Source organism: Phormidium tenue FACHB-1050 (assembly GCF_014696925.1).
Taxonomy (GTDB): Bacteria; Cyanobacteriota; Cyanobacteriia; order Pseudanabaenales; family Pseudanabaenaceae; genus Pseudanabaena.
Genome location: NZ_JACJQY010000045.1, coordinates 1 through 13038, shown reverse-complemented (window position 1 = coordinate 13038; position 13038 = coordinate 1). Strand labels below are relative to the sequence as shown.

Annotated in this window: 10 protein-coding genes; 6 read left to right on the top strand and 4 right to left on the bottom strand. The window is 36.2% G+C overall.

Translation table 11 applies throughout. The features are described from left to right. The first annotated feature begins 876 nt into the window (after positions 1-876). The 4 genes from H6G05_RS20560 to H6G05_RS20545 all read left to right on the top strand — a co-directional run bounded on the left by H6G05_RS20560 (position 877) and on the right by H6G05_RS20545 (position 3748). Positions 877-1116, top strand: coding sequence for a hypothetical protein (locus H6G05_RS20560; RefSeq protein ID WP_190580983.1), 240 nt, complete (start codon positions 877-879; stop codon positions 1114-1116). 727 nt (positions 1117-1843) lie between these two features. Further along, positions 1844-2206 (top strand): hypothetical protein, encoded by a 363-nt coding sequence (locus H6G05_RS20555; protein WP_190580981.1) that lies wholly within the window; start codon positions 1844-1846, stop codon positions 2204-2206. Positions 2207-2321: 115 nt separating this feature from the next. Then, positions 2322-2867 (top strand): hypothetical protein, encoded by a 546-nt coding sequence (locus H6G05_RS20550; protein ID WP_190580980.1) that lies wholly within the window; start codon positions 2322-2324, stop codon positions 2865-2867. Between the two features lie 146 nt (positions 2868-3013). After that, entirely contained in the window at positions 3014-3748 is a 735-nt protein-coding gene (locus H6G05_RS20545) for a hypothetical protein (RefSeq protein ID WP_190580978.1), read from the top strand. Positions 3749-4286: 538 nt separating this feature from the next. On the opposite strand, the gene H6G05_RS20540 is transcribed toward H6G05_RS20545, so the two are convergent. The 3 genes from H6G05_RS20540 to H6G05_RS20530 form a co-directional block, all read right to left on the bottom strand. After that, the gene (locus H6G05_RS20540; RefSeq protein ID WP_190580976.1) at positions 4287-5384 is read right to left on the bottom strand and encodes a hybrid sensor histidine kinase/response regulator; all 1098 of its coding nucleotides are present in this window, start codon (positions 5382-5384) and stop codon (positions 4287-4289) included. Positions 5385-5506: 122 nt separating this feature from the next. After that, complete coding sequence (locus tag H6G05_RS20535; protein WP_190580974.1) at positions 5507-6613, bottom strand: PAS domain-containing protein; 1107 nt, start codon at positions 6611-6613, stop codon at positions 5507-5509. A gap of 725 nt (positions 6614-7338) precedes the next feature. Next, complete coding sequence (locus H6G05_RS20530) at positions 7339-8406, bottom strand: hypothetical protein (protein WP_190580966.1); 1068 nt, start codon at positions 8404-8406, stop codon at positions 7339-7341. Positions 8407-9157: 751 nt separating this feature from the next. On the opposite strand from H6G05_RS20530, the gene H6G05_RS20525 reads away from it, so the two are divergent. Both H6G05_RS20525 and H6G05_RS20520 read left to right on the top strand, forming a co-directional pair. After that, positions 9158-12151, top strand: coding sequence for a pre-peptidase C-terminal domain-containing protein (locus H6G05_RS20525; RefSeq protein WP_190580964.1), 2994 nt, complete (start codon positions 9158-9160; stop codon positions 12149-12151). A gap of 147 nt (positions 12152-12298) precedes the next feature. Next, a complete protein-coding gene (locus H6G05_RS20520) occupies positions 12299-12724 on the top strand; it encodes a hypothetical protein (protein ID WP_190580962.1) in 426 nt (141 codons plus the stop codon). A gap of 35 nt (positions 12725-12759) precedes the next feature. On the opposite strand, the gene H6G05_RS20515 is transcribed toward H6G05_RS20520, so the two are convergent. Next, positions 12760-13038 (bottom strand): transposase (locus tag H6G05_RS20515; RefSeq protein ID WP_190580960.1); only part of this gene is annotated, 279 nt, incomplete at its 5' end.

Genomic DNA, 13038 nt, shown 5'->3' with positions numbered 1-13038 from the left:
CTCTTTACCCACCCGTTAGCTAAAAACCTTCTAAACGTTGCAATGCAATGGCTTAAAAAGCTTGTAGATGTTTTAATTGAATAGAAAGATATTACAAAGAATTATGTATAAAATACATAAAAATAGTTATCAAACAACCTATAAACTAGATTGAATTTTTTGGTATTCCCACCCGTTTTTAAATGGTCACAAATCTTAATTTATTACAAAGCAATAAATTAAGATTCTATTTGATTCTGGCTAATTGTCTTTTAAAAAGAAAATAAAATAAAAAGACATTTATATTTTGTGATGTAATATACAAAAATGCCTAAATAAATAAGATCCTCCTCCTTTATAATCTTTATTTCCCAATACCCACTCGTTAAAATTTTACTTGCTATGTAGCAAGCCATTATCAATGTATCATAGATTCTGAAAATAGCAACTACTTAGTTTATTTCAATCATTTAGATAATTGCCAAGGCAATGGTTAGTCAAATCGCGAGGGGGGAATCCGCGCAATAATAGTAACTCCAGCCTAAAAAATATCGATGCTCTGTCCAACTACCATAGCTGTTCAGCATGGAATCTTTGTCCATCCGTAAACTATCGGATCTATACAATTAAAATATTCATGTTTAGACGCTTTTCCTGATTTTTTATAATATATTTTGTGATACATTATAAAATATATTTTTGTTCTATTAATTAGCAAATTCGGGGGGGACTCGATTTTGTATAGATATTGCCATTCTCGTTAGGACAAAATCAAGAAGCAAAGAAGAGTTGTGGCACTTTGCACCTCAACTCTCTTTTGAATCTTTTGAATTTTATGTCCTCATACACTTGGCGATTTCTATTAACCCAGATAGATAATAATAACTTGATACGAAAATGTTAGAGATAGAAGGTAGAATCGTTCAGTTTAATGTTGAATCTCAGCAAGGGTTTATTCGTGCTAAAGGAGGTAAAGTTTATAGATTTTATGCCAAGAGTTATCGGAGCTTGATGCCAATAGTTCCTGGAGAGTTAGTAGACTTTACGATTGACTGTGATGATAATGTTAAAAATATTTATAACGCCTTACCAAACAAATGCTTGGAATTATTAACAAGAATTGTTTGGGAGCATTAAAAAAGCGATCGCCTAAAATCAGAATCCTCGAAAAAAGCAATTAGAATTTCTTAGCTTTTTGCGATTTAATAAAGAACTAGATTTTAGTGGCGCGGCTTCGCCGCGCCACTAAAATCTAGTTCTTTATTTTAACTGATGTTATGTGGAAGCTTCTAAGCTCCTCACCCCCTCGCCCTTCTCCCAAAGGGCGAGGGGAACAAGAATTCTCTGGGTTTTGCTCCCCCTCTCCTCTCTGGGAGAGGAGAGGAGGGGGTGAGGGAAATCTTCATTTCACATAACATTAGTAATAATACCTACAAAAAGACAATAATCTGTTCCTTTAGTTCTTCCTCAGCTATAATTATCTCCAAAATCCGAATAAATTTTCAACTCTCTTGCCAAATTCGATTAATTGAAGTATATATACTATGGGAATAGGAAATAGGTTTAGTTCAATTGAGTCTCCATCTCCTAGATTTGGAATTTTTCGATACTTTTTCTCCAAGGTCATAGCAAAGCTGTCTTTAAATTCATATCAGATTGCTTTGCTTGACTTTTCTAAGAAGAAGCCTTAAATAAGCTCAAATAACGGAGAAGTTTCGTCGTGAATTTCTTCAGTATTAAAATATAAAAAATATCTACATATTAATGCTATCCGATGGCATCAATAAACTGCTATGGTTATAGGAAGCTTTCCTACAATCAAATTTTTTACAACTACTTAAATTGATAAAGGGCTATAGCTTTAATGAAAAATCTCACACAAGCTACAAAGCTCAAAAAGTCTCACAAGGAAAGAATTCTTCAATTTTTTCTGATGTCAATTCTATTGACAATTGGAGAACTCAATTTTTTTTCACTGGTGCTAGCACAGAGTAATACTGTTGGTCTTGCCATGCCAGAAAATAAGAAATTAGTCTCAACAACAGCTACCTATGAAGATTCTGGAAATCCAAATGTAAAAATCAATGCTACATCTAATGATCTCTCAAACGAAGATTTGATGATTAACTATAATGATTTCTTATTCGAGAATGAGCTATCAGAAACAAATATTTTTTTAATTAATTTAGATTGGGAAATATTTTTAGAGTCTGATTTTTCTATATAAATCTTTCTCAAGATATTTCATGTCCTTGACAAAAATTGATACAGAAAAACTAAGTAGCGAAAGAAACATTACAAATATCAATATATAAATTTTCAAGTCACCTACTATATTGCTGATGAATAATATACCTGAAAAAGATTTATTTACTATAGAGGTAGAATATGACAATGAAAATTTGTCGGTTGATATCTACAACTCAATAATTAAAACTGTTTCTGAACTTAATGGTTTGCAACTGCTCCTCATTACTGGGGATGATAAACCGCCTACAGAAGAAAGAAATATGGCAGATTTTGAACTATCCATATCATATGTATTGACTTGTCAGGATCAGATTTCTAAATTAGTTGCAGCTGGTGAATATAGCTCAGCATTTCTATCATTATGGTTATTTGCAGAGCTTTTGATGGAAAGACTAACAAGACAAACATCAATACCAACTGAGAGAGTGTCAAGTATCTTGATGATCCATCATCTCTATCAACAGTCCATAATCTCTCAGGAACAATTTGAAACTGCACTCCAACTAGACGATCTTCGGGATAAATTATCACAGAACTATTCTAAAGATCTAGATGTAAAGCAAGAGATAGAGAGACTGAGAGATCTAGTCGATGATTTTATTGCTTTAGAAGTTCGAGCATATCCCCTAAAGGTATAGCACAAATCCCAAAGAATAGTTAGGGAGGGGCTATCCACGTAATTAACTGATCACTCCCAGACTCTCAAAAGCACCTTGTTTCAACTGAAATTAGGATCTCTCGCTCGAATTCACAGATATTAATTTTTTAAAGGTAACTTAATATTATGTTTCGTAATCGCAACCAGATTCTTATCATTGCCATTATATCGGCAGCCATTTCTGGAGCAGCCATTTCTGGAGCAGCCATTATCCCTAATGTTATTTCTGCTCAATCTTCTTCTAGTAGCAAGGTATCCCCTAGCATTGTCTCCCAAAATGAAAAGCCAGCCCCAAATCCTCTTAATCTCACCGAGGCTCAAAAGCAACAATTCAAGTCGTTGAATGAAAAGACATCGCAACTGATTCAAGCGGTACTGACACCCGAACAGCAAGCTAAGTTTGCTGCGGAATTGAAAAAGGGCGATCGCAATGCTGATTGGAAAGTAATCAACCTCTCGAAAGAGCAAAAGGACAAAATCAATGCTATCAATAAGAGTACTGCTGAAAAAAGATTAGCAATTCTGACTGTCGAGCAACGCAGTCAAGCGAAAAAAAATCGCAAGTCATTCCAGAATCCTCTTAATCTCACCGAGGCTCAAAAGCAACAATTAAGGAAATTGAATGAAGAGACATCGCAACTGATTCAAGCTGAACTGACACCTGAACAACGGACTAGGTTTGCTGCGGAATTGAAAAAGGGCGATCGCAATGCTGCTTGGAGAGCGATGAACCTCACAAGAGGGCAAAGGGAAAGGATCATTGCTATCAATAAGAGTGCTAATGAGGAAAGACAGACCATTTTCACGGCTGAACAAATCAGCCAAGCGGAAAAAAGAAGAGCATCTGTTCTCAGCAAATAATATATAAGAACCTATTTAAGAATTGCTTTAGATCCCCCAGCCCCCCTTAAAAAGCTACCTTGTACACACAAGTAACCAAGAACTCAAGTTCTTGGCTAAAAGCTAAAGTCATCTAAAGATGACTGAACAAAATCAACCCGTTTTAACGGGTTTTAGCTCTTAGCACGCACTTGAGTGCAGGGCGTTCTCGATGTGTGCAGACAAAATCTAGACTTGTGTGCTTAAAAAGGGGGGAGAATCCAAATTCTTCCCCCTTTTTAAGGAGGATTGAGGGGGATCTCTTAGAGTTTTTGACCGCAGGAAGTAATTCTTAAATGGTTTCTAAGGATGAACGGTGCAAAGCTCTATTCATCCTTAAACCCAAATAGTGTGAAGTGGCGCTTCGTGCCACTTCACACTATTTGGGTTTTTATTTGTCCTGATACAGGTGGATATAGCTATATTATTCGCTTTTTATAATACTTCGGATGTGAAAACCATCTAGAATAAAACCCCAAAATGTTGTGGCAGGCAAAGCCTGCCACAACATTTTGGGGTTTTATTCTGTAAGCAAAGCAAGCTTTGCTATATGATTACATTTAGGTAATTGAATGGAAACGGTTGTCTGATTAAAAACTCCATTTTTAATGGAGAGTTCACCTCCATACAATTTCACAATTTGTTTGACAATGGTCAACCCTAGTCCACAACCTTGCTGATTGTAATGTTCCCGATCAAACTGCATAAATGCACCAATATCAGCTACTTGCGCTTTAGTCATTCCTCTGCCGCGATCGCTAATATATAAATAAAAGAATTGTTTGTCTTCTACACTAGATAAATAGACAGAATCGCCAGATTTAGAAAACTTAAAAGCATTGTCAACAATTTCTGTAACAACTTTCGACAAATGATTTGGTGAAATATTAATACTCACTTCTTGTAAATTCATTGTCAAATCATTGATTCTATTCGTCTTTTTTGCACTGGTCTCAGCAGCAAACCTGATAATGTTTTTAACTGCGGTCTGATCAAATTCTTCCTGCCATGTTTTAGAACTAGCCTCAATTGTAGCTAGCTCAGAGAACATAATAAAATTTTGCGCTAATCGATACATACGATTGCCATGTTCATTAATATTCCGAATTAAAACTAGAATCTCATCAGAAGATAAATATTCATAACTATCAAGTAAGCATCCTGTTGTGCCTAAAATCCCAACTAGCGGAGTCAAAAGTTCATGTGGCAATGAGCTGGTTATGTTTCGCCGCAGTACTTCTAATTTTTCAGTACTTTCTTTTTTGATTATTTCTTGCTTCTCCAAACTGATATCGATCAACTTTAGCAAGTCTGAAAATCTAAAAGGCTTAGTTAAAGATAAATAGCCATAATAATCACTTGTATGCATAGAGGTGAGCAGAATTAAAGGGATCTTGGAAGTTAAACTATTTCGGCGTAACGCTTCCAAAATGTCAATTTCTTCCGAGTTTTGCATTGTCACATCAAATAGAATTAGGTCAGGTTGCTCTTGTTGAGCTAATTGCAAACCTTCTACGGCATCGCTCGGAGCAATCACATAAAAATTGTTTAAAGACAATAAATCTTTAATATTAGATAAAATGATCAAGTCATTCTCAAGAACTAAAATTCGTTTCATAATTATCAGTTTTAAATTTGGTAATTTTAATTCTGTAAGGGAAGCGCCCCCGAGCCAGCACTAGACGAATGCGATCGCAATAATTCCATCCACACAACATCAGTTACTAGCTTTAGATCCCATCAACTATCCCTAGGACTTTTTAAAACTAATGCTAGTTGTTCTTTAACTCTAAGTAATTCAATTTCTGCTCTTTTGCGATCGCTAATATCTTCAGCAATCCTACTTACACGATCAACTATTCCAATGTGATTTTTGATTGGAAAAGCACGATCACAAATCCATCGAATTTCTCCGTCAGGGCGGACAATGCGGTACTCATTAGAGGTTTGATTGCCTAATCTTAGTTGTTTATAGGTATCCACAATTATTCCAAGATCTTCTGGGTGAACGGACTCTATAAAAGAATATGAATCGTTATACAGACTTTCACAGGAGCGCCCCCAAACATTTTCATAGCTAGGGCTAACATAAAGAGTCTCATATCTAGATCTGTATATTTCAAATATACAAATAACCTGTCGAATATTATTTGCAAAATGCTGAAAACGTTCTTCACTCTCCCTATATGCTGAATTAGCATGTTTCAATTCGATTGCTTTGGCAAGAGTCTGAAATTTAGATAACATCTGCTGAAGACTCAATTCAACCTCTGCCGTTAGCAGATCTAGTATTTTTAAATCTTTAGATTGCCATTGGCGAGGTTCACTGCATTGATGAGCAATCAAAAAACCCCATAGAGATTTTTTGGATATATTTTTATGGGAAACAGTACCTTTACAACAAGAAGCTACATCCTTTTCATCACCTCTAATAATAATTGGAGAAACTAAACATGATTTAACCCCATATTCCTCTAGTAATTCCACTTGAAAATCAGACAGACCTGCGGAATAAATGTCATCAATCGTTGTTATCTTGTCTAATAAATATTGTTCGACAATATCATCTTGAATGCAAACATCGACAATTGGTTGATTCATTATAGGCATAAAGTTGTTACCGACTGACTCAGCAACAATTTTGCCATACTGCGATGACTGTAATTGACATACCACTACGCGATCGTAATTTAAGAGGGGTCGTAGTCCTTTTACAATAATTGATAGCAAATTGCTCAGTTCAAGACCATCGCGTATACATAAAGATACATAAGCTATAAAATCTTCAAGGTTTTTGTATACAGAAACATCAATAGTTTCTTGATTAACTTTTTGATATTCTTTCATATGACTCTTCTTTAGGTCAGATTACGGGATCACATCAGCATCAACTCTTTCAGTTTAAGACTACAAAAATTCCAAGTTATTGCAAAGTAAATTAGACTTTAGTGATTCCAGAGAGTTTCTTAGAATCTCAAATTAGAGAATATTTTATGATTGAAATATAGTGGTTTTAATCATGAAATATTCTTGAAGATTGATGTTGTAAATAGATTAATAGAATCGTGCCAAATATCTAATTAAATCAAACCCAAAAAGGCTATTGACTGTTAAATTTACAACTATAATTGTAAATACACAGAGAGAAAAATTCGTTATAATAATCAATATCGACATCAACATAATATCTACAAGTTTGCCAAATAGATTGCCAAACTTATTGGCGGTATTATTTTTAGAAAAAAGTGACTTCATTATTCTAGTCCTATCTTTTTTGACTAATATTACAAGCCAGTAATGAAAAAAAATTAAATTTATCCCTAATCTATACTCAGCTAACATTAAAATTAAATCCTCTTGACAAACTAAATTTTGTATGTGTGTAAACCGATAGCAAACTCAATATAATGAATTACTAAACAAGGGATTTAACCACCTTGTTTAGTAATTTTAGGACTTACGCAAACAAAAGAGATTTAGGAGCAATTTATGAATTTCCCCTACGATGGAATAAGGATCTCAGTGTATTTTTGCGTAAGTTCTAAATTTATTAGCATAAGGAATAAATAGAGTTAATTTGAAACAAGAATTACTCCTAGAAATTTTGTACTAAGGCGATCGCGCTCACGAATGGCATTCCCTATATCTTTATAGGAACGAATCTGAAGATAGGATCGACCTCTAACTATTTTTGGAAAAGCATCAGAAGTAATATAGCTAGCTTGTTTTAGATTTTGATTGTTATCCATTGGAATAAGCAGTTGATAAACTTTTCGTGCATTTGTAGAAGTCTGAGAAATTGAGGAATTAGACAAGACTTGATTAGTATTTGCTGGTTTATTAACTGGATCAGAATCTGAAATCCAGATAGCCCCTACTGATTGAGCAGCAAATCCTTGACTGCGTAAATTATTGGCAAGAATATTTGCAGTCTGTTGACTAGATAGTGGTGCAGATAAAATCACAGGACGATTATTGAAGGTTGCCAAAAAAGATGGCTTCCCAGTTAGCATCCTCACTTGTTGAATTGCTAGGTCTGCATTGAGAGGTACTTCTATCAGCAAAGCAGCAGCTCGAAAATGTTGAGCGCTATTGTTGTTTTTATCTGTGAAAGAATGTACAACCGCATCTAGACCCATTTGCCTGATTTGACTAGCGCGATAAATAGATGCATTTACATTCTCAAAACTACCTAGAAATGTCATTGAAACTGTGAAATAGCGACATGGCAAAACTGAAATCGCCAAAAATTCTGGCAATTGAGGCAATTGATTGACAGGTCTATCTATGATGACTGCATAGCGTCCGTTAGCTAGTTGCTGACAGGTTTGTGTGGGAAATATGTCATTAGCTATCGCTTGAGCATGAGCTGGCGATCGCATATTCATGAAAACAAGACTAAAGATAAATAAGCATTTAAATTTCAATGTAATCACGCCATAAATCTGTCTAGGACTTGACAGTCTCATATTGATTAACCTGTAGTATCTAATTGTTTCGGAATCAAGTCTGGAGTAGACATATGAGTAATCTTCTGAAGTATTTCTCGTATGTCTACTCCAGTACTGATGAATTTGAACGTATTCATCAGCAATAGTATTGAGTTCTAAAAATGACAACGCCGTTTTCAGAACTTGCATAAAAAATTTAACTTAACGGAAGTAACGTTAAATTTAGGGTCTTACTATGAATATCAAATCTAGGACTTTGCGATCACCAAGCAAGACTCTAAAGAGATGAATCAATATGAATCTTGTGTGCTCACAAGCCTTAGATATAATATTAAAAATCCCATAGGGATACTCACTCTAAGAAAAAGTTAGAGCAAAAGTATTCTAAAAAGATTTACATACAGTTATTTAAGAAAAATCCAGCCATACTGACGAATGCCTGAAATTAATTTACTAATGTATTTATCTCTTCTTCAATTGAATTTATGCTTGGAAGTTTGCATCCTAATAACTAGTTTTTCAGGATATCCCAAGCCTTTTATTCCTATTCCCTTAGCTTTATAATATAGCATACGATTCAAGAGAAATAGCAATACCTTTTCTTAATTAGCTGGGCATTGGTCAGCTAATCAGGGATAGTGGCTGAAACGACCATTTCATGACGCTAAAAAAGATGCAAATACGTCGATCTCGCTTTAACTAACCAGTGCCGAGCATTCAACAAATGCATTGTATTGCTGAAAATTAAGTTTATGCCATCACTGAAAGTATATCTTTTTTTATTTGACAGGTAAATAGTTTAGGATATTATGTAAATCATTAAGCTATAGCATCAAAATCTAAGAATATTCAGCGCAGTTATTTGTGAAATGAATTTTCTTATCTGCATGTTTTTAGCCTAAAAGTCGGGGGTAAACCATTATCAGGAATAGGAAATATTATGTTTGTAAATCAAAATGCAGTCTCAACCTTTGGTTTGAGCTATGCGGGTGATGCTTCAATTTTTGCAAGTCAAATTTCAGATGTTTTGGGTGTTGTCACTGAAAAACTTCAGCAAGCAGCCGCTAATTCCGATCTATTCATTCAAGTTTTTGGCAATAAGGCAAATACATCTGAATTACAATCTGTGCGATCGCAGTGGTCTGTAGGCGACTTTAGTCAATTACCTTCCATCCAAATTCTTTCGGCGGCTAATACAAATGGTGCTTTTGGGGCATATGCCAGTTCTACACAAACAATGTATCTTTCGGATGCACTGTTGCAATCTAGTGCTGCTCCAACCAACTCAGTACTAGGTGCAGCAGGAGTTTTAGTTGAAGAAACTTTTCATTGGCTAGATGATCGTGTAGGAACTGATACTCAAGGCGATGAGGGCGAACTGGCAAAAAATTTGTTATTTGGCATATCCCTAAGTTCTTCTGAGTTGACTCGGATTAGAGCAGAAGATGACTGTGGCTTCATCAATGTAAATGGTCACTTGACCGCAGTAGAAATGGCTACTGACTATGCAGGCAACACCCTAGGAACAGCACGTAACATCACGTTAAGTTCATCTACTACTATCCAAGATTGGGTAGGTAGTACAGATACCAATGATTACTATCGTTTCACAGTTGCAAGTACTAGTAACTTGAACTTAAGTCTGAATGGATTAACATCTGACGCTGATGTGCAACTGCTAAATAGTAGTGGCAGTTTAATTCAAAGTTCCGCAAATGCTGGCACTAGTGCCGAAAGTATTGTGCGCCAAGTCAATGCTGGAATCTATTACATTCGTGTACTACCTTACAGTGGTTCCACTTCCTATAACCTTAATTTATCTGCAACTGTTATACCACCTGACAATGCAGGCAACACCCTCGTAACAGCACGTAACGTCACTTTAAGTTCATCTACTACTACTTTCCAAGATTGGGTAGGTAGTGCAGATACCAATGACTACTATCGTTTCACAGTTGCAAGTACTAGTAACTTGAACTTAAGTCTGAATGGATTAACATCTGACGCTAATGTGCAACTGCTAAATAGTAGTGGCAGTTTAATTCAAAGTTCCGCAAATGCTGGCACTAGTGCCGAAAGTATTGTGCACCAAGTCAATGCTGGAACCTATTACATTCGTGTACTACCTTACAGTGGTTCCACTTCCTATAACCTTAACTTATCTGCAACTGTTATACCTGACAATGCAGGCAACACCCTCGTAACAGCACGTAACGTCACTTTAAGTTCATCTACTACTACTTTCCAAGATTGGGTAGGTAGTGCAGATACCAATGACTACTATCGTTTTACAGTTGCAAGTACTAGTAACTTGAACTTAAGTCTGAATGGATTAACATCTGACGCTGATGTGCAACTGCTAAATAGTAGTGGCAGTTTAATTCAAAGTTCCGCAAATGCTGGCACTAGTGCCGAAAGTATTGTGCGCCAAGTCAATGCTGGAACCTATTACATTCGTGTACTACCTTACAGTGGTTCCACTTCCTATAACCTTAATTTATCTGCAACTGTTATACCACCTGACAATGCAGGCAACACCCTCGTAACAGCACGTAACGTCACTTTAAGTTCATCTACTACTACTTTCCAAGATTGGGTAGGTAGTACAGATGCCAATGATTACTATCGTTTCAATGTGGGAACACAAAGTAACTTTAGTTTGAGTTTAACAGGCTTGACAGCTAATGCAGATGTTCAATTACTCAATAGTTCTGGAGGTGTAATTACCACTTCTGCAAATACTGGCACCACTTCTGAATCCATTGCCAGTCTGTTGAGCACGGGTACTTATTATGTGCGGGTATATCAGTCTAGTGGTAATACTAATTACAGTTTGTCCTTAAATGCTACTGCTGTTGCACCAACTCCGACTCCAACTCCAACTCCGACAGATTGGTACAGTCAAAATCTACGAGATGCCCAAATTATCACTTTAACCCGTTCCTTAGCTGCTGATGGTAATTTGAGTCGCAATGATATGATTTCTATTTTCCGCGATGCTGAAGATAGTGGTGTGATTGATGCCAATGAGTTAATTGACTTACGGACTCTTGTTAGTAACTCAACCCGCTTCACTATGGCTGATTCTGTGAAAGTTCTATCTAATAAGATTGCTAATAGTGACGTTGCTAACACTGTTTCCGGGATTGGCAACTTGTCGGCCGGTAGTACTGGTACCCAAATGGAAAATCTGATTGGTAAGTGGTTCTTAGGTACTGCTCGTCCAGTCACAGGTTATACCTATCAATATGCTAGTGGTTCTCTGTTCCAAAATGGTACTAGTGCTAATGACATTGTCCAAGGAGCAGTGGGAGACTGTTATTATGTAGCAACTTTAGCTTCTATTGCCCAAGAAAAACCTGAGTACATTCAGAATATGTTTACGGACAATGGTGATAATACCTTCACTGTACGTTTTTATAACAATGGTGTAGCTGATTATGTCACAGTAGATCGTTACTTACCAACTAGCGGAAACTATGCCGCTTATGCTGGTTGGGGTGGAGGCTCTGTTACTTCCACTAGCAATGAACTTTGGGTAGCTTTAGCAGAAAAAGCCTATGCCCAGTTGGCTGAATCTGGTTGGAGTCGTACTTACAGTGGCACTCAAAATAGCTCCTATACAGCTATAGAAGGTGGTTGGATGGATACAGTAATTCGCCAGGTAACTGGATTAAGTGCTACTTCCCAATCTGTCGGCAATATGACTCAAACTCAACTGATTAATTTGGTTAATTCTAATCAGATTTTAACAGCGGGTTTTGTCTATGGTGCTGGTTATGGGGTGGTTAATGGTCATGCCTATACGATTACTTCCTATAATCCTACAAATGGAACTTTCCACTTGCGTAATCCTTGGGGAAGTAGCGATGCTGACGTAACTTGGGCACAACTAATGTCATTAAGTGCCATCGTGCAATGGTCTAATACATAGACTAAAAGAATTTCTGAGGTGTTCTATGGAACACCTCAGGACACCGACATATTCGCCTCTCTATCAGGTATATGAATGAAAATCCTTTTACCTTTTTTAGGGTTCTTAAGTTGGCAAATTCATATGGCAGGCTGTAGCTTTGTACCTATGTCTGTTAATACTCAACCTTTGCGTCAACAGGAAACTCAACTTCCCGTTATCAAAATTATGATCAAAGTCTCTTTACTAGCTAGAGAAGAAAAGCTCCCTTCCATTGGTATTCGTCCTGATGCTAATCGAGATATTGGGTTTGCCACTGTGTTGCTAACTTTGGAAAATCATCAAGAAAAACATCAAACGATAATTATTCAAAATATTGAGATTTACAGTATTGCTGATAATCAGCTACAACCTTTTGGATTTACATCAAGGCAAATTGAGCTTAAGCCTTTAGAAAATGCCATGATCGATATTCATCTAAGTAATAAGATTGGCTATTTTGGGCAAGGGGGAGTTAAAGCAGTTGTTACTTATCAATTTGGCAATCAGGTTGATAAGATTGAATCTGAAGTTGTTGATATAGACAGACATTAGTTTGCTTTTAGATAATAGAGGGGCTTTGTTATACCTTAACAGGGAGTAGACTTAACATTTTTAAAAGACTGAAAGCGTAAAGTCAATAAAGAATCCAAAGCTGTTTTATGAGTAGTAGGGGATTGTGCAAGGCAAGAAGAAATAGCAAACTTGAAAGAATCAAAATCAGGGTAATACACTGAGTAGAGACACTGTTTTTTCACAAATTTCCAAAGACGCTCAATCAAGTTTAAATTTGGAGAGTAAGTAGTCAAATAAAGAAGCTCGATGTTTAATGACTGAGCCAACTCAACAACTAAAGCACACTTTTGATA

What these genes read in the sequence shown, in the direction of transcription:
- H6G05_RS20545 (WP_190580978.1), top strand. Translation starts at nt 3,014, where the DNA reads ATGTTTCGTAATCGCAACCAGATTCTTATCATTGCCATTATATCGGCA.
- H6G05_RS20525 (WP_190580964.1), top strand. Translation starts at nt 9,158, where the DNA reads ATGTTTGTAAATCAAAATGCAGTCTCAACCTTTGGTTTGAGCTATGCG.
- H6G05_RS20560 (WP_190580983.1), top strand. Translation starts at nt 877, where the DNA reads ATGTTAGAGATAGAAGGTAGAATCGTTCAGTTTAATGTTGAATCTCAG.
- H6G05_RS20550 (WP_190580980.1), top strand. Translation starts at nt 2,322, where the DNA reads ATGAATAATATACCTGAAAAAGATTTATTTACTATAGAGGTAGAATAT.
- H6G05_RS20520 (WP_190580962.1), top strand. Translation starts at nt 12,299, where the DNA reads ATGTCTGTTAATACTCAACCTTTGCGTCAACAGGAAACTCAACTTCCC.
- H6G05_RS20535 (WP_190580974.1), bottom strand. Translation starts at nt 6,613, where the DNA reads ATGAAAGAATATCAAAAAGTTAATCAAGAAACTATTGATGTTTCTGTA.
- H6G05_RS20555 (WP_190580981.1), top strand. Translation starts at nt 1,844, where the DNA reads ATGAAAAATCTCACACAAGCTACAAAGCTCAAAAAGTCTCACAAGGAA.
- H6G05_RS20540 (WP_190580976.1), bottom strand. Translation starts at nt 5,384, where the DNA reads ATGAAACGAATTTTAGTTCTTGAGAATGACTTGATCATTTTATCTAAT.
- H6G05_RS20530 (WP_190580966.1), bottom strand. Translation starts at nt 8,406, where the DNA reads ATGCAAGTTCTGAAAACGGCGTTGTCATTTTTAGAACTCAATACTATT.